Source organism: Sphingomonas sorbitolis (assembly GCF_036663875.1).
In the GTDB taxonomy this organism is placed as follows: domain Bacteria; phylum Pseudomonadota; class Alphaproteobacteria; order Sphingomonadales; family Sphingomonadaceae; genus Sphingomonas.
In genome coordinates this window covers 460,770-482,753 of sequence record NZ_JAXOJS010000004.1, presented here as the reverse complement: position 1 = coordinate 482,753, position 21,984 = coordinate 460,770, and the positions used below count along the sequence as shown (strand labels likewise).

The 21,984-nt window shown below is 66.5% G+C and carries 19 protein-coding genes; 4 read left to right on the top strand and 15 right to left on the bottom strand.

Annotated features, from left to right (window positions below; translation table 11 throughout):
- Positions 1-155: 155 nt before the first annotated feature.
- Complete coding sequence (locus U1763_RS14295; RefSeq protein WP_332755812.1) at positions 156-2,312, bottom strand: transglycosylase domain-containing protein; 2,157 nt, start codon at positions 2,310-2,312, stop codon at positions 156-158.
- Between the two features lie 198 nt (positions 2,313-2,510).
- Between U1763_RS14295 and U1763_RS14290 the strand changes: the two genes are divergently transcribed.
- Complete coding sequence (locus tag U1763_RS14290) at positions 2,511-3,119, top strand: NADPH-dependent FMN reductase (RefSeq protein ID WP_332755721.1); 609 nt, start codon at positions 2,511-2,513, stop codon at positions 3,117-3,119.
- A 117-nt stretch (positions 3,120-3,236) separates the two neighbouring features.
- On the opposite strand, the gene U1763_RS14285 is transcribed toward U1763_RS14290, so the two are convergent.
- The 8 genes from U1763_RS14285 to U1763_RS14250 form a co-directional block, all read right to left on the bottom strand.
- Positions 3,237-4,268, bottom strand: coding sequence for a sensor histidine kinase (locus tag U1763_RS14285; RefSeq protein WP_332755720.1), 1,032 nt, complete (start codon positions 4,266-4,268; stop codon positions 3,237-3,239).
- A complete protein-coding gene (locus U1763_RS14280; RefSeq protein ID WP_332755719.1) occupies positions 4,265-4,705 on the bottom strand; it encodes a response regulator in 441 nt (146 codons plus the stop codon). The genes U1763_RS14285 and U1763_RS14280 overlap by 4 nt, the downstream gene beginning before the upstream one ends.
- Positions 4,702-6,210 (bottom strand): sensor histidine kinase, encoded by a 1,509-nt coding sequence (locus U1763_RS14275; protein ID WP_332755718.1) that lies wholly within the window; start codon positions 6,208-6,210, stop codon positions 4,702-4,704. The genes U1763_RS14280 and U1763_RS14275 overlap by 4 nt, the downstream gene beginning before the upstream one ends.
- 217 nt (positions 6,211-6,427) lie before the next feature.
- Complete coding sequence (locus U1763_RS14270; protein WP_132895935.1) at positions 6,428-7,207, bottom strand: exonuclease domain-containing protein; 780 nt, start codon at positions 7,205-7,207, stop codon at positions 6,428-6,430.
- A 27-nt stretch (positions 7,208-7,234) separates the two neighbouring features.
- The gene (locus U1763_RS14265; RefSeq protein ID WP_332755717.1) at positions 7,235-7,690 is read right to left on the bottom strand and encodes a PH domain-containing protein; all 456 of its coding nucleotides are present in this window, start codon (positions 7,688-7,690) and stop codon (positions 7,235-7,237) included.
- A gap of 333 nt (positions 7,691-8,023) precedes the next feature.
- Positions 8,024-9,403, bottom strand: coding sequence for a phosphoglucomutase/phosphomannomutase PgmG (pgmG, locus tag U1763_RS14260; protein ID WP_332755716.1), 1,380 nt, complete (start codon positions 9,401-9,403; stop codon positions 8,024-8,026).
- A gap of 67 nt (positions 9,404-9,470) precedes the next feature.
- Entirely contained in the window at positions 9,471-9,725 is a 255-nt protein-coding gene (locus U1763_RS14255) for a DnaJ domain-containing protein (protein WP_332755715.1), read from the bottom strand.
- Positions 9,722-10,537, bottom strand: a complete 816-nt coding sequence (locus tag U1763_RS14250) for a division plane positioning ATPase MipZ (protein WP_332755714.1) — start codon at positions 10,535-10,537, stop codon at positions 9,722-9,724. The genes U1763_RS14255 and U1763_RS14250 overlap by 4 nt, the downstream gene beginning before the upstream one ends.
- A gap of 75 nt (positions 10,538-10,612) precedes the next feature.
- On the opposite strand from U1763_RS14250, the gene panC reads away from it, so the two are divergent.
- Together panC and U1763_RS14240 are read left to right on the top strand one after the other, a co-directional pair.
- Positions 10,613-11,452 carry a pantoate--beta-alanine ligase gene (panC, locus tag U1763_RS14245; protein ID WP_332755713.1) on the top strand — a complete coding sequence of 280 codons (840 nt, stop codon included), beginning with the start codon at positions 10,613-10,615 and terminating at the stop codon, positions 11,450-11,452.
- 78 nt (positions 11,453-11,530) lie between these two features.
- Positions 11,531-11,827: an SEL1-like repeat protein gene (locus tag U1763_RS14240; RefSeq protein ID WP_056053341.1), complete on the top strand. Its 297-nt coding sequence runs from the start codon at positions 11,531-11,533 to the stop codon at positions 11,825-11,827.
- Positions 11,828-11,942: 115 nt separating this feature from the next.
- On the opposite strand, the gene topA is transcribed toward U1763_RS14240, so the two are convergent.
- Positions 11,943-14,561: a type I DNA topoisomerase gene (topA, locus tag U1763_RS14235; protein WP_332755712.1), complete on the bottom strand. Its 2,619-nt coding sequence runs from the start codon at positions 14,559-14,561 to the stop codon at positions 11,943-11,945.
- 323 nt (positions 14,562-14,884) lie between these two features.
- The gene (locus U1763_RS14230; RefSeq protein WP_332755711.1) at positions 14,885-17,032 is read right to left on the bottom strand and encodes a TonB-dependent siderophore receptor; all 2,148 of its coding nucleotides are present in this window, start codon (positions 17,030-17,032) and stop codon (positions 14,885-14,887) included.
- A gap of 187 nt (positions 17,033-17,219) precedes the next feature.
- Between U1763_RS14230 and U1763_RS14225 the strand changes: the two genes are divergently transcribed.
- Positions 17,220-17,579 carry a hypothetical protein gene (locus tag U1763_RS14225; RefSeq protein WP_332755710.1) on the top strand — a complete coding sequence of 120 codons (360 nt, stop codon included), beginning with the start codon at positions 17,220-17,222 and terminating at the stop codon, positions 17,577-17,579.
- Positions 17,580-17,941: 362 nt separating this feature from the next.
- On the opposite strand, the gene U1763_RS14220 is transcribed toward U1763_RS14225, so the two are convergent.
- The 4 genes from U1763_RS14220 to U1763_RS14205 all read right to left on the bottom strand — a co-directional run bounded on the left by U1763_RS14220 (position 17,942) and on the right by U1763_RS14205 (position 21,977).
- A complete protein-coding gene (locus tag U1763_RS14220) occupies positions 17,942-19,588 on the bottom strand; it encodes a Na+/H+ antiporter (protein WP_332755709.1) in 1,647 nt (548 codons plus the stop codon).
- Positions 19,589-19,916: 328 nt separating this feature from the next.
- Complete coding sequence (locus U1763_RS14215; protein ID WP_332755708.1) at positions 19,917-20,330, bottom strand: hypothetical protein; 414 nt, start codon at positions 20,328-20,330, stop codon at positions 19,917-19,919.
- Positions 20,331-20,763: 433 nt separating this feature from the next.
- Positions 20,764-21,666 carry a Gfo/Idh/MocA family protein gene (locus tag U1763_RS14210; RefSeq protein ID WP_332755707.1) on the bottom strand — a complete coding sequence of 301 codons (903 nt, stop codon included), beginning with the start codon at positions 21,664-21,666 and terminating at the stop codon, positions 20,764-20,766.
- Positions 21,667-21,677: 11 nt separating this feature from the next.
- Positions 21,678-21,977, bottom strand: a complete 300-nt coding sequence (locus U1763_RS14205) for a putative quinol monooxygenase (protein WP_332755706.1) — start codon at positions 21,975-21,977, stop codon at positions 21,678-21,680.
- Positions 21,978-21,984: the final 7 nt, after the last annotated feature.

Below are 21,984 nucleotides of genomic sequence, written 5' to 3'. Positions count from 1 at the left end.
CACCTCCCCGGCGGAGGCCGGGGTCCAGTTGGGAAACGTTGCTGACGACGGCCGCGCGCCGTTACTGCGACCTCTCCAACTGGGCCCCGGCCTCCGCCGGGGAGGTGTACTTGTTCGACCGAATAGGCCCCAACCGAGTTCGCGATTATGGAGTCCTACTGCCCCTCGTAAGCTCCCGGGTCTTCCTCCGGCGGCCGGCGATCGTCGCGCGGTGGCGGGCCCTCATCGCGGTCGCGGCGGGAGGGGCCGACGGAGATGGTGCCGTCTTCACCCATCTTCAGGTTGAAGCCGAGGCCTTCGATCTCGCCGCCGAGCGGCAGCACCGAATTGTCCTGGTCGTCCGCAGGGAGCGCATCCGGGTCGACCTCTTCCACCGCCGGAGCAGGGGCAGCGATCGGGGCGATCCCCAGCGCGCTCTGCATGAAGTCGCGCCAGATCCGTGCGGGGATGCCGCCGCCCGACAGGCCGGGGTTCGACGAACTGTCGTCGTTGCCGACCCACACGCCAACCACCAGATCGCGCGCGAAGCCGACGAACAGCGCGTCCTTGTTGTCCGAGGTCGTGCCGGTCTTGCCGAACGCGTCGACCGTCAGGTTCGCACCGCGTCCGGTGCCGGTGCGGATCGAGGCCGCCAGCAGGTCGAGCATCTCGTCGTGGATCTTGCTCGGCATCTCGGTCGCACCGCCGGTCAGCGACTGGTACCAGCCCTTCTCGCGGACATCGGCGAGCCCGCGGGGCTGGACCGGATATTGCTCGCGCGCGATCGCGGCATAGGCGGCGGTCAGTTCGAGCAGCGACACGGTCGAGGTGCCGAGACCAATAGTGGCCTCGCTGGGGATCGGCGTCGAGATGCCGAGATCGCGCGCCGCCTTGATCACCGCCTTCACGCCGACCTGTTGCGTGAGGCGTGCGGCGGCGACGTTGGACGAGCGCGCGAACGCCTGACGCAGCGTGATCGTGCCCTGGTAGCGGCCGTCGCTGTTCTTCGGCGTCCAGTCGCCGATCGTCACCGGGCGGTCCTCGATCGTCGAATCGGGCGTCATCCCCTGACGCATCGCGGCGAGGTAGACGAACAGCTTGAAGGTCGAGCCGGGCTGGCGCCGCGCCTGAGTCGCGCGGTTGAACGGGCTCTTCGCGTAGTTCTTGCCGCCGACCATCGCGACGACGCGGCCGTCGGGACGCATCGCGACCAGCGCGACCTGTGCCTCCCTGAGACCGGCGCGCGCGACGGTACGTTCCGCCGCGCGCTGGAGGCGGGGATCGAGCGTCGTCTGGACGGTCGCCTCGGTCTTGATCTCACCCGCCTGGTCGCGCGCTTCGGGAAGGATCCAGTCGGCGAAATAGGTGCCGTTGGGGAGTTGCGACGGGCGGCTGCCGAGCACGCGCTGCGGCTGGACCGCGTCGCCCTCCGCCTTGGTGAGGAAGCCGGCATCGACCATCGCGCCGACGACCACTGCCTCGCGCTTGCGCGCGCCTTCGAGGTTGGAGGTGGGCGCGAGGCGGGACGGCGCCTTGACCAGCCCCGCGAGCATCGCCGCCTGCCCAACGTTCAGCTTGTCGGGCGTGCGGCCGAAATAATGCTTCGCCGCCGCGCTGATCCCGTAGGTGTTGTCGCCGAAATAGACGTTCGAGAGGTAGCGCGAGAGGATCTCGTGCTTCGACAGCCAGGCCTCAAGCCAAAACGCGATCATCGCCTCGCGGATTTTCCGCGTCGCGGTGCGGTCCGAATCGAGGAACGCGTTCTTGGCGAGCTGTTGGGTGATCGTCGAGCCGCCCTGGCGGACGCCGCCCGAGCCCATGTTGGCCCACGCCGCACGCGCGATCCCGCGGGGATCGACGCCCCAGTGCGAATAGAAGCGCCGGTCCTCGATCGCGAGGAACGCCTGCGTGACATGCGGCGGAAGCTTGGCCGCGTCGACCGGCTTGCCGATGATCGCACCGCGTCGCGCGATCGGCGTGCCATCGTCTGCGGTCAGCGTGATCGAAGGCGGGGTGGGCGGCTGGAGCGACTTCGACAAGGGGGCAGTGATCGCCAGCCAGATGATCGCGATCACGAGCAGGACGATGCCGATCCCCAGCCCGCGCAGGATCCAGCGACCGATCGGGCGCTTGCGTCGCGGGGCGCGGGGTGTCGCGTAGGGCGGCAGTGCATCGCGGTCGTCATACGGCCCGGGCTCTTCGCCATCGCGCTCGCGATCGTATTTCTGGCGCAGGCGTTCGCGTTCGGTGATCAGCCGCTCGCGCTCAAAGGCATAGGGCTCGCGGTCGCCGCTTGAGCTGGAACGGTTGGTGTCGAAGGGATCGGGGCGCATCGGTCGTTCCAGCGGGTCGGCCAAGCGGCGGACATCAGGTGTATTATCGTCATACGACAGCTCGGGCAAGCCTGTGTCCGGCGTATGCACATGCTTAACGTGTACGGGGGCTTAGCGACAGCGTTCGTGGTGGTCGTGGAGCGAGAACGGACGCAAGCGCTGTTGTCTTCGCGCGACGAAACGGGGAAGAGCGGGTGCATGACGTTCGAACAGGATGAAACCGTGACCGCTCCCGATACTCTCCCCCTGGTCGTTGGCATCGGCGGCACGATCGGCGGCGTCTCGTCGACCGAGCGCGCGCTCAGGATCGCGCTCGATGCGGTCGAGAGGCAGGGTTTCCGCACGCAGATGTTCGGCGGGGCGGACATGGCGCGGCTGCCGCTGTACGACCCGAAGGCGACGACGCGGACCGCGGACGAACGCGCGTTCGTCGAGGCCGTCCGCGGTGCATCGGCGGTGATCATCGCCAGCCCGGGCTATCATGGCAGCATCTCGGGCGTGGTGAAGAACGCGCTCGATCTGCTCGAGGAGACGTCGCGCGACGAACGGCCGTATCTGGCGGACATGCCGGTCGGACTGATCGCCACCGCTTATGGCTGGCAGGCGACCGGGAGCACGATCGCGGCGCTGCGCTCGATCGTCCACGCGCTGCGCGGTTGGCCGACGCCGTTTGCGGCGGCGATCAATACGCAGGTGACGAAGTTCGACGACGAGGGTGGCGCGAACGATCCCGCGGTGATCGAGCAATTGTGCTTGGTCGGGCGTCAGGTGGCGAGGTTTGCGCCGTTGTCGGAGCCTGCGAACTGACAGGTTGGCGCTATCGTCCGTTCGTCCGGAGCGAATTCGAAGGATATGCCCCAAGCGAGGGTGCTTCGACTTCGCTCAGCACGAACGGGGTAGGGGTGTTCTGAGGTTTCGTACCCTTTACCGTACCGCTGCGCGGAGGGTTGCTCTGACGCCGGTGTGCGTCGGGTCGTACTCCACGATCGACTGGAGGCTCTGCGCCATCGCACGGATCAGTTTCGTGCCTAGACCGGTGCCGCGTGGGACGGCGTCTTCGGGGATGCCGCAGCCGTCGTCTTCGACCGCCAGCAGGAAGATGTCGTCGTCGATCCGGCGCAGCGCGACGCGGACCTCGCCGCCGCCGGTGGGATAGGCGTATTTGCACGCGTTGGTGACGAGTTCGGTGACGATCACGCCGAGCGATACCGCGCGGTCGGTGGGCAGGCGGATCGGTTCGGCGGCAAGACTGAGCGCGCGGGGGAGGGCGTCGGTCGACCAGGTCTCGGCGAGTTCGTCGACCAGCGCACCGAGATACTCCTGCATGTCGACGCTCTCGACGTCGTTGCTGGTGTAGAGCCGGCGGTGCACCTGCGCGATCGCCTGGATCCGGCGTTGCGTGTCTTCGAGTGCCTCGCGGGCGGACGGATCGGTCAGCGCGGTCGCCTGGAGGCGGACCATCGCCGAGACCAGTTGCAGCGAGTTGGCGACGCGGTGGTTGACCTCGCCGAGGAGTGCTTCGAGCCGGGCGTTGCTGGCGCGAAGATCGGCTTCGGCCGACGCCTTCTCCTGCTCGAGCAGGGCGCGCGCGCGGACCTGTGCAAAGGACGCTGCGAGCAGGTCGAAGAAATCCTCCCCGACGGTCTTCACGACGTAATCGGACGCACCGGCCTTCAATGCGGCGACGGCGATGCGGCCTTCCTCGGAGCCGGTGACGTACACGATCGGCGGATGATCGGGCAGGCGGCGCAACGCTTCGAGCGTTTCGAGGCCGTCCATGCCGGGCATGTAGTGATCGACCGCGATCAGGTCGAAGCGTTCGGCGGCCGCCTTGACGACGCCCTCCGCGCCGGTCTCGGCGACGGTCATGCGGTAGCCGCGGCGTTCGAGCGCGCGCGCCGCCAGCCGCCGGATCCCGGCGTCGTCGTCGATGTAGAGGACGCTAGGCTTGCTCACTCGGCGTCGGGAACCTGGATTACCGAGAGGAACAGCCCGAGCTGGCGGATCGCCTGCGCGAAACTCTCATAATTGACCGGCTTGGTGATGTAGACGTTGCAGCCGAGGTCGTAGCAGCGCTCGATCTCGACCTTGTCGTCGGTAGTGGTGAGCACGACGACCGGCGTACGACGCAGCGGGCTGCCCTCCGCCTTGATCCGCGTGAGAATGTCGGTGCCGCTCATGTCGGGCAGGTTGAGATCGAGCAGGATCATCGCCGGGCCGCTCTTGGCTGGGCCATCGGCGGCGTTGAACAGAAAGTCGAGCGCGCTGGTGCCGTCGGTGAAGTGCTTGATGTCGTTCAGGATCCCTGCGCGACGGATGTTCTTCTCGATCAGCCGGGCATGGCCCTCGTCGTCCTCGATCATGACGATGCCGACGGTCTGGTGCTGGTTCATGCCGTGATATCCTGGATCGTCAGTGCGCTGGGAAGATTGAGGCGGAAGGTCGCGCCGTCGCCGAGCGTCGACTGTACGTCGATCGTGCCGTCGAGCCGATAGGCGAGTGCGCGGACATGCGCGAGTCCGATGCCTTCGCCGGGCTGGTCCTGGGGGCCGGAGCGGCGGAACAGGTCGAACACGCGCTGGTGATCGCGCGGATCGATGCCGCGGCCGTTGTCGACCACCGACAGGATGACGCGGTTGCGCTCCTTGCGCCCCTTCACGACGATCTCGCCGGGGCGGCCCGGCTTGAGATACTTGGTGGCGTTCTCGATCAGGTTGGACAGGATCTGTTCGAGCGCGAGGCGGTCGGTGACGACCGGCGGGATCGGCCGCTCGACGCGGACGACCGCGCCGCGATCGTCGATGACGTGTTGCATCGATCCGATGATCGTGTCGACCAGCTGCGCAGGGTCGATATGCTCGGGCGCGATCGTGCGGCGGCCTTCGCGCGACAGCTTGAGGATGGCGTTAATCAGCCGGTCCATCTTCTGCGTCGAGGTGCGGATAAAGCCGATCGCCTCGGGCAGATCCTCGCGCGCCGCCAGTCGGGCGTCGGCGGTGAGGATGTGCGGCGCTTCGGCTTCGGCGCGGTGTACGAGTTCGGCAAGCGGGCCGGCCGCGGTCGCGAGTTCCGCGGTGAAGCCCATCACGTTGACCAAGGGCGAGCGCAAGTCGTGGCTAACGATATAGGCGAAGCGCTGGATCTCCTCGTTCGCGCGGCTGAGATCGGCGGTGCGCGTCGCTACCTGGTCCTCGAGCGATTCGTTGAGTTCGCGCAGGCTGTCGCGCGAGGCGGCGAGATCGGCGGTGTAGCGGCGGATCACCAAGATCGCGAGGATCGCCACGACCAGCAGCAGCGCGGCGGCGAGGCCCGCGACCGAGAGGAACAGCGCGCTGCTGCGTTGCTGGCGTTGGGTACGGATCGCGAGCAAGCGGACCTCGTCGGCCGCCATCGCCTGGAGACGGTAGCGGATGCCGCGCATCAGCGGCACGCTGGCGTCGACTGCGAACCGGCGCTGTGCCTCGGCGATCTGGCCTGACGCGACCAGCGCCATCGATTGCGTCCTGAGTGCGCGCAACTGGACGAAGCGCGGCTCGATCCGATCGAGTCGCGTGATCTGTGCGGGGTTGTCGTGGGTCAGGCGGCGAAGTGTCGCGATCGAGGGGACGATGTTGCCCGCGCTGCGTGCATAGGCGGTGGCGAAGAGCGGTTTTCCCGCCAGGACATAACCACGGCGTGCGGTCTCTGATTGCTCCATCTGGATCTGGAGCGTGGCGATCGCTTGTCGGACGTCCTGCGTGTGGAGGATTTCAGCGGTGTAGGTGCGGTTGCGGATCGTGATCCAGCCGATCGCGATCGCCGCGGCGGCGAGCGCGATGAAGCCGAGCGTCATGAACGCGACCAGCCAGCGGGCGACCCGCCCCTCCGACGAGGGCAATTTCAGTCGTACGCTTACCATTGGAGTCCGATCTACGTCACGGCCGGTCGTTACGCCAGCGATACTGACTAGACATGGAGCAAGGGGGGGGCGTGCGTTACGTTCCTCCCCCGCCAGGGGGAGGTGGCACCGCAGGTGACGGAGGGGGAGGACACGGAACAGAGGTTTCATCTTACCTCCCCCTCCGTCTGGCAAGCGCCAGCCACCTCCCCCTGGCGGGGGAGGATCGTAAGGGGTGCTACAGCAGGAGGTCCTGCGCGCTGGCTTTGCCGACGCGGCCGCCGCCGCTGCGTCGGTCCATCTCGTGGTTGGCGGTGAAGCGGATGTCGGGGTCGCGGTCGGTCATGAACGCCATCAAGGTCTCGTGATCGAGCTCGGACCACTCCTTGCCGCGATCGGGGCCGTAACGGACGCGCGGGATGAGGCCGGGGTCGCGCGACCATTCGAGCAGTTGCGCCAGACTCGCCTCGTTGAGCATGTCGCGGAGGTGGAACGCGGTGACGTACGCGTCGGGGAAGGCGCGGTGTGCGGGCAGGCCGCGCTCGTGCTCCATGCCGTGCGGCTTGCGCCAGTAGCGCAGCACCTGGTTCGAGAAGCTCGGGCTATCGGGCCAGAGGCGGAGCGCGCATTTCCAGGTGCAGATCCACTCGGCATCCCGGGTCAGCGCAGACGTGCAGAATTTCTGCTCGAAATCGGCGCGGTGCGCAGCCAGCGCGAGCCGGCGCGGCCAAGGGTCGAGCACTTGCCGCGCGCAATCATGCCAATAGGGCGCGTCGGCCACCTGTTCGTCGAGGATGTGGTGGATCGCCTGCGTCACCGGCGGGATGAGGCGGCCGGGATTGACGAGGATGCTGCCGCCTTCGCCGTAGATCTCCCAGCGGCCGTCCTCGCCGAGCGCGACGTCTTGCCAGCCGATCTCGCAGACGCCGTGCGCGGGCGGGGCGGAACCCGTGGTCTCCAGGTCGACGACTCGGATCATCTGCGGTTGCTGTTTGGGCTTGGGGTAGGGGGGCGCCATGCCCGCCATGTGGGGACAAAAGCGCGCTTAATCCAGCGCGTATGCATCCTCATGGTCGATATCCATCTCGCGGACGCCGCGACGTTGGCGGGCGCGGTCGACGAGTTTGCGCAGACCCTCGCGGCGGTCGCGCGCCATCGGGATATCGCGGAGGATGAATTCGCCGCCGCTCGTCGTGCGGTCGCTGGAGGTGAGCGTGATCGTGCCGATGTCGGTCATCTGGTTGAGCAGCGAATAGCCGAGGCGGACGTCCTTGATCCGGTAGAGCTCGATCTCGTCGATCGTCTTGAACAGGATGCCGCGCTTGATGATCAGGCGCTGGTCGGTGATCTCGTAGCTGGCGCTGCGGTTCTTGAGCCAGCGGATGCCGATCAGGACGAAACCGACGCCGATCAGGCAGGTGATAAGGGTGCCCCAACCGGCAAAGCTGCCGAGCAGCCAGCGGCGCGTGCTGGAGCGGAATTCGTCGACTGGGCGCTCCACTTGGGGACTCCTTGGGGTGGTGGCGGGACGGTAGGCTGGGGCGGTCGCGTGTCAATCGTCCTCCCGTTCTCCCGCGGAGGCGGGAGTCCAGGGTTCCGGGCGCCGGCATTCGTGGCTTCTGGACCCCCGCCTTTGCGGGGGAACGGTTAGGATCTGGCTATGCCACGCATTTCGATCATAGCGCTGCGTATTGGACTGCTACGTTGCGAGCGTCCTCCAACTGCACCACCCCGGCGGAGGCCGGGGCCCAATTGGGTGACGTTGCTAACGTTGGGTAGCCCCCCGTTATGTCCACCTTTCCAATTGGGCCCCGGCCTTCGCCGGGGTGGTATTCTATTGAGCCGAGGTGGTGCGGGTCACGCCACTCGCTGCTAGGTGCGTGTCGACCTCCGCGAGCAGCGCATCGAGCGCCGCCTGATCCTTCGCCTCCGCGCGAACCGTCAGCATTGCCTGCGTGTTCGACGCGCGGAGGAGCCACCAGCCTTCAGGTGTCGTCACCCTGGCCCCATCGGTGAGGTCCATCTCCGCGCCATCCTCTTTCAACCGCGCGATCACCTCGTCGACCACCGCGAATTTGCGCGCGTCCTCGACCAGAAAGCGCAGGTCGGGCGTCGCCACCAGCGCCGGCATCGCGTCGCGCAGTTCGGTGAGCGAGCGGCCCGACAGATGCACCGCACGGATCAGCCGCACCGCCGCATACAGCGCGTCGTCGAAACCGTAATACTCGCCGGCGAAGAACAGATGCCCGCTGAGTTCGCCTCCCAAGGGCGCGCCGGTGCGGGTCATTGCTGTCTTCATCAGGCTGTGGCCGGTGGGAGCCATGACCGGCTCGCCGCCCAGTTCGGCGATTCGGTCGAACAGCGCTTGCGAAGACTTCACGTCCGCAACGATCGGCGCGCCGGGGTGCTCGCGCAGCGCAGGTTCGACCAATATGGACAGAATCTGGTCGCCCCAGATCACGCGGCCCAACCCATCGACCGCACCGATCCGGTCGCCATCGCCATCGAAGGCCAGTCCGAAATCGAGCTTCTTTTCCGCGACCAGGCGTTTGAGATCGGCGAGGTTCGCCTCTTCGGTAGGATCGGGATGATGGTTGGGAAAATTGCCGTCGACGTCGGCGAAGATCACATGATGCTCACCCGGCAGCAGCTGGACGAGCTTCTCGATCGCTGGGCCGGCGGCGCCGTTGCCGGTGTCCCAGCCGATCCGGTACGCGCCGCCTGCGTAGCCGAGCATCAGCCGACCGACATAGGCGTCGAGCACGTCGGCCGTGGTGACGTCGCCCGCGCCTTCGCTCCAGGCGCCCGACGCAGCGAGCGCGGCGAGGTCCTGGATGTCGTCGCCGAAAAATGGCGCGTGCGCGTGCACCATCTTGAAGCCGTTATACTCGGGGGGATTGTGGCTGCCGGTTACCTGGATGCCGCCATCCACCTCTAGCGTCGCTTCGGCGTAATACAGCATCGGCGAGGTGCTGAGGCCGATGCGGACGACGTCGACGCCGCCTGCAACTAGGCCGGAGACGAGCGCGGCTTCGAGTTCGGGGGAGGAGGTGCGGCCGTCATAGCCGACCGCGACGCGGGTGCCCCCGGCGGCGCGGATGCGGGTGGCGAAGCCTCGGCCGATCGCGATGGCGTCGGCGGGGCCGAGCGCTTTGCCGACGATCCCGCGGATGTCGTATTCGCGGAGCGAGGTCGGGTCGAACTGGTGGGTCATGGGCCTGTCTTTCCGTTCGTGCTGAGCTTGTCCTTCGACTTCGCTCAGGACGAACGGCGGTTTGAGGTTAGCGCGCGCGCTTCAGGAGGAGGTCGCGCGCCGCATTCACGCGGCGGGTCAGGTCGGTCGAGCCGCCGCGGTCGGGGTGGACCGAGGCGATCAGGCGGCGGTGCGCGCTGCGGATCGCGTCGGCGTTCGCGCTGCTGTCGACGCCGAGGATCGAGCGGGCCTCGGCTTCATCCGTGACCACGCGCTGTTTTGGCTTGGGGCGAAGGTAATGCCATGCCAGCCAGATGAAGACTGCGGCGACGATCCACTTCACGCAGCGACGCCCGGAACCTGCTCGACCACTTCGGGCAGCTGCAACGCGGCCATCATCTCGCGCAGTTCCTGGCGTGCGGCGACGTGGCCAAGGCCCATGCTGCCGAACGCCTTCGAGTCGATCATCGTCAGGCCGGCGGGGAACATCTCGCGGTAGATCACGCGCTCGCCGAGGCCCGGGATGATCCGGAAGCCGACGCGCTTGGCCAGCTGCGCGAGCGCGTCCGATACGCGGCGCATGTTGCGCGCCTCGATGTGCTGGAGGCGGTTGCGCAGCACGACCCAGTCGATCGTCGTGCCATCGGCGCGCGCGCGCTGCTTCCGCGCATCCCAGATCAGTTCGGAATAGAAGCTCGGGCGCGTCACCTGGTATGTCTCGGGATCGACCTGGCCGATCAGGTCGAAGTCGACGAAGCTGTCGTTCATCGGCGTGACCAGCGTGTTCGCCAGCGCCGCAGCGGTGCGGGCAAACGGATCGTCGCGGCCCGGCGTGTCGACGACGAGGAAGTCCGAGCCTTCGCAGAGCGAGTGCCAGAGATCCTCGAACTGGTCCTCGCTCTGGTCCGACAGCGTCGCGTGGCGCGGCATCGGCAGCACCGAGCCGTTACGCTTCATCGTCTCGGCGCGGTTGTCGAGATAGCGGCCGACGGTGCGCTGGCGGTGATCCAGATCGAGACACGCGACGCGCGCACCCTTCGCGGCGAGCGCGATCGCGACGTGCACCGCGGTCGTCGACTTGCCCGTGCCGCCCTTCTCGTTGGCGAACACGATGACGTGCGTCGAAGCTTGGGGTGAGTCGGGGCCCGTGGCCAACGCGCGTTTCCTTATTGATCGTAACAGTCACCCTTCATAGAAGCCGCGACCGCACTTATCGAGTAGGAGTTTCACGTGGACACCGTCCGGGACCTTAATGCGTTGCGCGAAAGCGTCGCCGCCTTCCGTGCGGCGGGGCAGCGCGTCGCGCTCGTCCCGACGATGGGCGCGCTGCACGCGGGCCATGTCGCGCTGATCGAGGCGGCGAAGCGGCCGGGGACGAAGGTTGTGGCGTCGATCTTCGTCAACCCGACGCAATTCGGCCCGAACGAGGATCTGTCGCGCTATCCGCGGCGCGAAATGGCCGATATCCGGATGCTCAACGAAGCCGGGTGCGACCTGCTCTGGCTGCCGTCGGTCGAGACGATGTATCCCGATGGCTTCGCGACGTCGGTGCGCGTCTCGGGCGTCAGCGACGGCTTCGACGGCGCCTCGCGTCCCGGCCATTTCGACGGCGTTGCGACGGTCGTGTCGAAGCTGTTCAACCAGGTCGGGCCCGATGCGGCGTATTTCGGCGAGAAGGATTACCAGCAGCTTGCCGTCGTTCGGCGGTTTGTGGCGGATCTCGACTACGCGATCGATATCGTCGGGGTGCCGACGCAGCGCGACGACGACGGCCTGGCGATGTCGTCGCGCAACATCTATCTCGACGACGAGCAGCGCAAGCAGGCGGTGGCCCTGCCGCGCGCGCTGGGCGTCGCCGCGCGTGCGATCGCGAAGGGCGAGGACGTGGAGTCGGTGCTCGACGATGCGCGCACGACCTTGGTCGGGGCGGGGTTCACGATCGATTACGTCGCGCTGGCGGATGCCGAGACGCTCGCGGAGAACCCTGCGGCGGACCGTCCGCGACGGTTGCTGGCGGCGGCGCGGATGGGCGGGACGCGGCTGATCGATAACATCGCGATAGAGTTGTAAAAAACGCGCGTTAACCCATTAACCATTTCGTAGTCTGAATCACGGCACTCTGCCCTCACGAACATTGGGGGCAAGACCATGGGCAGCAGTTTCAAGAATGCGAATATCGGGATCGAACGCCGTCTGGCGGATGCCGCGCGCGGCGACGACCGGGCGTGTTACGAACTCGGGATGGTGTATTCGACGGGGACTTCGGGTGTCGTGCTCGACCTGATCGAGGCGCACAAGTGGTTTAACTTGGCGGCGGTGTCGGGGAACATCGCGGCGCAGGAATGCCGCGCGGAGATCGCCGAGGACATGACGGCTCGGGAGATCTCGGTGGCGCAGCGTGCTGCCCGGGATTGGATGCAGTTGACGCAACGCCGGGCTGCTTAATCCTAGGGCTCCCCTCCCGCTTGCGGGAGGGGTTGGGGGAGGGGATCACCGCGAGCGTTGCGTTCGTGGGATATTTCGGTCCCTCCCCTAGCCCCTCCCGCAAGCGGGAGGGGAATTAGGCTTCGGCTTTCTTCTTTGGCGCGGCTTTCTTGGCGGGGGCCTTTTTCGCCGGAGCCTTCTTCGCTGGCGCCTTCGCCTCAGCCTCGTCCTTGGCCACTGCCGTCTTGGCCGGTGCCTTCTTTGCCGCCGGCTTCTTGGCGGGCGCTTTCTTCTTCTTCGTTGCCGGCGCCGCGGCGGCGCGTGCGTCGATCAAGGACGCCGCTTCCTCAAGCGTCAGCTGGTCCTTTTCGATCGACTTGGGCAGCGTCGCGTTGGTCGTGCCGTCGGTGACGTAGGCGCCGTAACGGCCTTCCATCAGCTTGATCTCGGCCTCGGTGCGCGGATGGTTGCCGAGGATCTTGAGCGGTGCCTGAGCCCCGCGCGCGGTGCGTCCGCCACCGGCTGCGGCTTCGGCGAGCTTCACGACCGCGGCGTTCATGCCCGTCTCGAACACGTCCGCGGTCGTCTGGAGGCGGGCGTACTTGCCCGCGTGCTTCAGATATGGCCCGAACTTGCCGATCGTCGAGATGATCGGTTCGCCGGTCTCGGGGTGGTTGCCGACCGTCCGCGGAAGTGACAGCAGCTTGACCGCCCACTCCAGATTAAGCTCGCCGATATCCTTCGGAATCGACGCCATCTTGCGGTCTTCACCCTCGCCGATCTGCAGATACGGGCCGAAGCGTCCCGACTTGCGCTCGATCGGCTGACCCGTGTCGGGATGCGTGCCGAGCGTCGACGGGCCGGCATCCGCTTCGGCATCGCCGCCGGGCTGCGCGAAGCGGCGCGTGTATTTGCACTCGGGGTAGTTCGAGCACGCGATGAACGCGCCGAACTTGCCGCCGCGGAGCGCCAGCTGGCCCTCGCCGCAGTTCGGGCAGAGACGCGGATCGCCGCCGTCCGCCTTGGCCGGGAACAGATACGGCGCGAGGAAGGTGTCGAGCTCGGCGGTGATCGCCGAGGGCTGCTGCTCCATCACCTCGTTGGTACGCGGCTTGAAATCGCGCCAGAACGCGTCGAGCACCGACTGCCACTGCGCGCGGCCGCCGGAGACGTCGTCGAGTTCCTCCTCGAGTTCGGCGGTGTAGTCGTAGCCGACGTACTTCTCGAAGAAGCGCTCGAGGAATGCCGTCACCAGCCGGCCGGATTCCTCGGCGAAGAAGCGGTTCTTCTCGATCCGGACATAGGCGCGGTCCTTCAGCGTCTTGATGATCGACGCGTAGGTGGACGGGCGGCCGATGCCGAGCTCCTCCATCCGCTTGACCAGCGAGGCTTCGGAGAAGCGTGGCGGCGGCTGGGTGAAATGCTGCTCGGCGTCGACCTTCTTCTTGGCGGGCGCATCGCCTTCGCGCATCCGCGGGAGACGGCGGGCGTCCTCGTCGGCCGAATCATCCGACCCTTCCTCGTAGAGCGCGAGGTAGCCGGGGAAGAGCACGACCTGGCCGGTGGCGCGCAGGATGTTGCGGCCGGTGCCGTCGGCCATCTCGACCGTGGTGCGCTCCATGCGGGCGGAGGCCATCTGGCTGGCCAGCGCGCGCTTGAAGATCAGGTCGTAGAGGCGTGCATGATCGCCGCCGCCGGCCTTGTCCTTGCCGAAGTCGGTCGGGCGGATCGCCTCGTGCGCTTCCTGCGCGTTCTTCGCCTTCGACTGGTACTGCCGCGGCTTGTCGGGGACATAGCTCGCGTCGAAGCGGTTCGCGACGGCGAGGCGCGCAGCGCTGATCGCGCTCGAATCCATCTGCACGCCGTCGGTACGCATGTAGGTGATCGTGCCGTCCTCGTAGAGGCCCTGCGCAATCCGCATCGTGTGATCGGCCGAGAAACCGAGTTTCCGCGAGGCTTCCTGCTGGAGCGTGGACGTCGTGAACGGCGGCGGTGGGTTGCGACCGGCGGGCTTGGTCTCGACCGACTGGACCGAGAAATTGCCGTCTAGCACGGCCTGCTTGGCGCGCAGGGCATCGCCTTCGTTGCCGATCGAGAGGCGGTCGAGCTTGTTGCCCTCGAACTGCGTCAGCCGCGAGGTGAAGGCGGTGCCGTCATGCTCCATCTCGGCGGTGACGGACCAGTATTCCTGCGGCTTGAAGACGTCGATCTCGCGCTCGCGCTGGACGATCAGGCGGAGCGACACCGACTGGACGCGGCCGGCGGACTTGGCGCCGGGCAACTTGCGCCACAGCACCGGGGAGAGCGTGAAGCCGACCAAATAATCGAGCGCGCGGCGCGCCCGGTACGCGTCGATCAGGTCGTCGTCCAACTCGCGCGGGTTCTTCATCGCCTCGGTGACGGTGGCCTTGGTGATCGCGTTGAACGTGACGCGCTCGACCTCCTTAGGCAGCGCCTTCCTTGCCCGCAGCACTTCGCGGACGTGCCACGAGATCGCCTCGCCCTCGCGATCCGGATCGGTCGCGAGGATCAGGCGGTCGGCGACCTTGGCGAGATCGGTGATCGCCTTCAGCTGCTTCGACTTGTCCGCGTAATTCTCCCACGTCATCGCGAAGGCGTCGTCGGGATCGACCGAGCCGTCCTTGGGCGGCAGGTCGCGGACATGGCCGTAGCTGGCCAGGACGCGGAAATCGCTGCCCAGATACTTCTCGATGGTTTTGGCCTTGGCAGGCGATTCGACGATGACAAGCTGCATGGGGAAACCGGGGTCCTTACGTGTACGCGTACGAGGGTGACGGCGTCGGGGTGGCCGCGTCAACCCGGGGACGATCCGGAATGACGTGCATCAAGTGCCGTCGCGGTGGCCGGTTTTCCAGAGGGGGCGGGTAATCTCCGAGGCAAATTGGTCTTAAGAGACGGGATTGTGAGTCGAAACCGAACGATCCTCCCCCGCAAGGGGGAGGTGTCGCCGTAGGTGACGGAGGGGGAGGACAGGACGCAGACGTTATCGCTTTCCTCCCATTCCGTCTGGCCGGCGTCAGCCACCTCCCCCTGGTGGGGGAGGATCGTAAGGGGGCCTTAGAAGCGGTAGCCGATCGTCGCCTGGACGGTGCGGCGGTTGCCGTACCAGCACCAGTTATAGTTGGCGAAGCACGACGTCAGATACTTCTTGTCGAAGATGTTGGCGCCGTTGACCGCCAGGCTGAGACCGCGCAGCGACGGTGCGAACTTCTCGAGGTCGTAGCGGATCAGCGCATCGTACACCGTGTAGGACGGGCTGTTGCGGCCCTCCGTCTCGCCGGGCGTGACGCCGGCATAGACCTGATCGACGTGGCGCATCGCCCCGCCGACCGTCAGCCCTGCGAGCGGACCCTCGGGCGGGGTCCAGTCGAGGCCGAGCGTCGTACCGCCGCGGCCGACGGTTTCGAGCCCGCGGCCGACGCGCGTCGGATCGTTGGCGTCCTGCGTGACCTTCACGCGCTGCCGGCTGAACGCGACGCGTGCGTTGAAACCGTAAGGCAGCGGCGCGGTGCCTTCGAGCTCGACGCCCTGCGACCGCACCTTGCCGGTCTGCGTCGATAGCGAGAAGGTCGGGGTCGAGGTCAGGACGTTGGTCTGATCGATCCGGAACCACGCGCCCGAGAGCAGGATCTGCGTGCCCGGAACCGTGAATTTCGCACCGGCCTCGAGCTGCTTGCCGAGCGACGGATCGGCGATCCCGAGTGTCCCGTCGGGGCGCAAGACGGTGCCGCCCTGCTGCTCGAACGATGTCGAATAGCTGACATACGGCGCCAGCCCGAACGGCAGCGTGTAGAGCGCGGCGGCGCGATAGGTGAACTTCTCGTCGTGCTTGACGCCGAGGTCGACCTGCTCCGCGCGCGCCCAATCCTGGCGGCCGCTGAGGACGACGCGGAGATCGCCGAGCGCCATCTGGTCCTGCGCGTAGACGCCCTGCTGCCGCTGGCGGATGTTGATCGGAAACTGGGTGCCAATCGCTTCCGGCGTGGTCGGTACCGTTGTCGTGCCATAGACCGGGGCAAAGCCGTTGAGCGAAGGCGCCGTGCCGAACGCGACGACCTCGGTCGAATGCGCGACCTGGCGATCCGTGCCGAACAGCAGCGTGTGCTTGATGGGGCCGGTCTGTACCGTTCCGGTCAGCTGGTTGTCGAAGGTCCAGTTGTTGAGCTGTTCGCGGGTCGCGTAGGAGGCACGAAGATAAGTCTGCCCGGTCGGATCGCTCGCATCCAGCCCGCCCGCGGTGTAGACCAGGCCAAGGTTCGCCTTCACATACTGATACCGGCCCGACGAACGGAACGCCCAGCCGCCGCCGAAATCATGGCGGAAGATGTAGGTGAGCGCGGCCTGTTCGCGGCTGAAGCGGTTGCCCGCTTCGCCGCCGTCGAAGCTGGTCGGCAGCTTGCCATTGGGGTTCGCGAGCAGCGTGCCGCTGGCGGGAAACACGCCGTAATCGCCGTTGTACGGATCGTGCGAATAGGCGCCGAGCAGCGTGAAGCTGGTCGAGCTGCCTGCGCCGGCGGTCACTGCGGCGGAGACGGTCTGCCGCTCGCGTTTGCCGAACTTCTGCTGCGTGTCCGCGCCGTTCGCGCTGCCGTTGATCCGCCACAGCACGCCGTCGCCCGCGCGCCCGCCGATATCCGCATCGACGCGGTAGAGATCGTAATTGCCGTAGGTCCCGCTGATCGCGCCGTACAACGCCTGGTCGATCGGCAGCTTGCTCGATTCGGCGACGAGGCCGCCTGGGCTCGACTGGCCGTAGAGCACGGAGGCCGGACCCTTGATGACCTCGATCCGGTCGAGCCGCGAGACATCGACCTGTGGCACGGCGTAGCCGGATGGGCTGCCGAATTGCTTGAGGCCGTCGAGATAGACCGGCGCGTCGAACCCGCGCAGCTTGAATTGGTCGTAGACTTCGGCGCTCGCGCCGCGCGTCTCGGGGGTCACGCCCGCAACGAAGCGGAGCGCCTGGTTGAGGTTCTGCAGGCTGCGGCCGGTAATGTCGTCGCTGGTGATGACGCTGATCGACTGCGGCGTTTCGGCGAGCGGCGTGTCGGTCTTGGTGCCCGACGAGGCCTGGGTGCGGGGATGCTGGCCTGTGACGACGACGATCCCGGTATCGACGCCGTTGGCATCGGGTGCGGTCTGTGCATAGCTCGGGGCGGCGGCTGCCGAGGCCAGCAGGACGGCCAGGCCGAAACGTCGTGTCATGAGTTCCCTTTCGTAATGATGGCCCGCTACCGCTGATGATAACTATTATCAATAGCGGAGAGCGTCCTTCCATCATGCGAGCGCAAATTGTGGCATTTGCGCACCAGTTCGTGGCGAAGGCGTCCGCAAACGCTTGCATCCGCTGCGATCCCGCAGCACCGCGGCGAATGGCAGGATCGAGGACGACATGAACGGACGGGATTTGGCGATCGAGATCGCGACTGCGGGCGACGCAGCATGGTTCGCCAAGGCGGCGGACCGGCGGTTGCGGATCCGCAACATGGTTCCGGGAGAGTTTGCCGACGTCACGGGTGCGCCGCCGGTCGGGATGGCGTGGCGGACGATCGTGCTGGAGGCGCAGCCGGGCGCACGCAGCCGCCAGATCATTGCGTTGCCCATCGGCACCGCGCTGGAGTCGTTCGACGACGAGGCACTTTTTGCGCTGTTCCTACAGGCCGCGCCGGCGGGCGCTCGCGACGTGATCGCCCGTCTGCGAAAGCTGAAGATCCATGATCCGACGGCCCCGCAGATGATCGCAGGCGACTGAAGATCAGCCGTTAACAAGCTCTTGGCGGCAAAAACGCGCGCCAATGGCCATGATTTGGACACATATCGGACCAAGCGAGCCGCACGCGTGACGGGCTGTGCTTCCGCTGTGAGAATCTGATGCTAGCTTATGGCCAGCGATGCGCGCCTCAAAGCGCTGCGTCCTTGGCGCCCCGCCCGGATACGAGAGTGTCGCACGGACGGGCGGGGCGCCATCGTTCACCAAAAATTCACCAAGTCCTTGCAAAGCGGCCGCAGAGGATTCGCTGAGTAACGCGTACCTTCTGCGCTCCGCCGGTTTCAGTCACACGGGCAGGCGGAGCGCAAAATCCTGCTCTGCCCGTGTCCCTGCTCTACCTGTACTTACGCAAGCCCCTGTCGCGACAGGCGCGCATCGATCAGGTCGAGCTCGCGGCCGAGTTGCTCCGCCAGCGTCACGCCGATTTCACGCCGCCTTGCCAGATCGAAGATCGCATTGCGTTCCGCGCGGACGGCGGCGAGCCGCATGTCGCGCTCGATCGGTGCATCCGCTTGCCCGGTGCGATCCTCGGGCAACGTCGCCAGGCTGTCGATCCGTTCGCGATACTGATCCATCAGCCGAGCGGCGATGTCGGTGAACCGGTCGGGATCGTCGCGGCCTTCCGCCATCTGGTGCTGGACGCGGTCGAGTTCGGCGATCGCCGCCTTGGCCGACACCAGCCGCGCCCGATCGCGCGCCGCCGCCACGCCCTCGTCGGGCGGCAGGTTCAGATTGCGCAACAGCAGCGGCAGCGCGACCGCGGCGATCACCAGCGACGACAGGATGACCCCTGAGGCGAGGAAGATCACCAGATCGCGCGCGGGAAACGGCGTGCCGTCGTTCAGCGTGAGCGGCAGCGTCAGCGCGCCGGCCAGCGTGATCGCGCCGCGCGCGCCCGCCGCCGACATCGCCGCGATGATCCGCCGCGGCGGGCTGACCGCCTCGTCGTTGCGGCGACGCGCGCGCAACACTGTGAACTGCATCGACACCCACACCCAGCCGAACCGGAGCAGTGCGAGCCCCGCGACCACCGCCAGCACGTACACCGCCAGCCACCACGGGCTGACATGCCCGGTCGTCGTGACCGTATCGCGCGCGCGGACGAACACCTCGGGCAATTGCTCGCCGAGCAGCACGAAGATCACACCGTTGAGCGTGAACTGGAGCATGTCCCACACCGCACGGCGACGGATCCGCGTGCCCGCCGCGACGCTGGTGGTGGCGCCGGTGAAGGTCATCGCGATCCCGGCAGCGGCGGCGGCGAGCACGCCCGAGGCATGGACATGCTCGGCGGCCAGATAGGCGGCGAACGGGATCAGCAGGCTGACGAGGATGTTCGAGCCGGTCTCGTCGCCGAACTTCCGCGCGAACGCCGCCTTGCTCGCGACGATCGCCCAGGTGATGCCGACGCCGATCGCGACGCCGGCGAGCGCCATCCACGCGAACGTCAGCGTCGCCTCGCCGAGCGAGAAGCCACCGGTCAGCACCGCGGCGATCGCGAACCGCACGCAAACCAGCCCCGACGCGTCGTTGAGCAGCGCCTCGCCCTCGAGGATGTGCATCATGCGCTTCGGGATCGGCGCCTTCTGCGCGACCGCGGAGACCGCGATCGGATCGGTCGGCGACACCACCGCCGCGAGTGCGAATGCGACACCGAGCGGCATCGTCGGGATCAGCCAGTGGATGAACACGCCCATGCCGAGCACGGTCAGGAAAACGAGCCCGAGCGCCAACCCAAGCACCGCGCCGCGATCGCGGAACAGCTCATCTTTGGGGATGCGCCAGCCATCGAGGAACAGCAGGGGCGGCACCAGCAGCAGGAAGAAGAGTTCGGGATCGAGCTCGACGCGGACATGCGCGACCATCCCGATCAAGGCGCCTAGCGCGATCTGGACGAGTGGCCGCGGCAGTGCGGAGGGCAACATCCGCGACGCCATCCCGCTGATGACGACCGCGAGCAACAGGAACAGGCACAAGGTAACGATCTGCAAAACGGCGGGCCCTCGGGTGACGTGGAGGTGTCCCTATACACGGATCGATGGCGTTTTGGGGATCGCCTGGTGAGCGCTCCCGTCTGGTCTCGCCCGGGGTCGGACGTTCGCCGCAACGATCCCATTTGCCACTAGCGGGCGTTCTTGGTCGTATCGATGTTCTGCAATGATCGACGGGAGTGGGTATAGATATGCCCTACGCAGTCGAACGGGCTAATGCAAAATGGGGGTGTGCGGTGTAACGCGAGCGACGGGTGCATGGTTCGGCGCGCACCGGGACTGATGAATATAGAATGTTCCGCTGATCGCGTCTGCGCTTATCGGCACCTTACGGTGCCGGATGACTGCGCGCCATCAAAGCGTCGATCTTGCTCTTGGGTATATTGATCAAAAGCCCGTTCTTGTTCTTTGCGAAGGACGGAAAGTCTACTTCGACGCTACCAATCGTGCTCGTCACGGTCGCAAAGCCTGTACCGACGGTTCCGACTTTGCCGATGACAAGACCTTTTGCGTCATGGACCTCCAGCCCCTGCACGATGTCCCCCGGCGATACCGGGACAGGCCGCATGGTCAATCGATTGGAGTCGACAACGCCTACTTGGAAATCTCGGAAATTCTGCTGACGGTTGAATTCCCCGGGGCCGCTGTTGTTCGGCCCAGTTCCCTGCCCCGCTTGCCGAGCCAGTGCGCCGGTTGAAAATGCGAAAACAGACGCGATAAAAATAAGAAAAAATCCGCGCATGTCTTCGTCTCCCTAATATTTATAACGCCATTTTATGTTAATTGTAATCTATATACAATATCGGAAAGTAATCTTGCAAAAAAGCAAATAAAGAAACTTCGTAAGTATTGATACAAGTTAGAAGTTAGCCGTGCCACAAGTTGCCCGATCGCCCGCTTAGCGCCTGTACGAAGAATTGGAGGATGCGTTTGCGCAGGCAGATGCCTAGACCTACCATCAGTAGCTCTGCAGATCGCGGAGGCACAGGAGAAGCTCGGGCCACGTGAGGACGGCAACGCGCGGCAGCTCGGCTAGCACCAACGGAGGCAGTACGAACGTTCAACGGCAGATTGGGTGGGTCTTGAACGAACGCCTACGCTGACTGACTGTCGCTCCAAAGCCGCCTGTCCGCTTTCCTTCCCACTCCGGACAGTCCGTGGAAGACCCGCTGACCCTATTGCTTGCCCGCTTCCGCATGGCGGACGATGTCTTCGCAGAGACGGTGGGTGGCTAGGATGTCTTCGGCGGCGGTGGGACGGGCTTCGCGGACGCCGGCGAGGAAGTTGGTGCACATCGCTTCGAAGCCGCGCTGGCGGGTGACCGGGGTCCAGTCGCCGCGACGGGCGTGCGTGTCGGTGCCGTTCTGGTCGCGGGTCTCGGACAGGTTGAGGACCGAGCGGCGGCGATCGCCACCGATGATATCGAGCCGCTCCTCGTCGAGCCCGGAGTCGCGCTGCATCGTGCCGATCGCGTGATGGCCATCGCCGGCGAGCGTCAGCGTGATGCCGCTCAGCAGACCGTCGCGAACGATCGTCTCGATTTGCGTCCGCTCGATCGGGCCGGGGGCGAGGAAGCGCAGCGTGTCGATGACGTGGATGAAGTCGTCGAATACGACGGTGCGGGGCGTGTCGGGTTGAGCGTGGCGGTGCTTCTGCATCAGCGTGAACGTGCGGGGTTCGCTGCGCAGCGCGGCATAATCGGGGGCGAAGCGGCGGTTGAACCCGATGGCGAGCAGGCGGCCCTGGCGGTGCGCGAGATCGACCAGCCGTGCGGCCGCGTCGAACGTATCCGCGAGCGGCTTGTCGACCAGCACCGCGGCACCGTGGGCAATCAGCGTCTCAACCATCGCGGGGTGCGCGGGCGTCGCCGAATGGACGAACGCGGCATCGAAGCGCGTCGCGGACAGCGCCGCGTCGAGGCTGTCGTGGCGATGCGCGATCCGGTAGGTCGCGCCGAGTGCGGCGAGCACATCGCGGTTGCGCGTGGCGAGGTGGAGCTCGATCCCCGGCATCGCGGCCAACACCGGGAGATAGGCTTTGCGCGCGATGTCGCCGAGCCCCGCCATCACGACGCGCATCGTCCGCTCGCTCAGGCGACGACGTCGACGGCGTGCGTCTGGATGATCACCGGGCGCGCGGCGGCGAGATCGCGCGCGGCGAGGCCGAACGCCTTGAAATGATCGGACGCCATGTGGTGCTGGACCGCGGTGTCGTCGGCGTAGAGCTCGTTGAAGACGTAGCGGCGTTCGCCATCCGCTTCGCGCCACAGGTCGTAGTGCAGCACGCCCGGCTCGGCGCGCGACGCGGCGACGCAAACGCGGGCGGCTTCGACGAACGCATCCTCGCTGCCGGGCTTCACGGTGACGAAGGCGATGATCTTCACGGACATGGCGGCA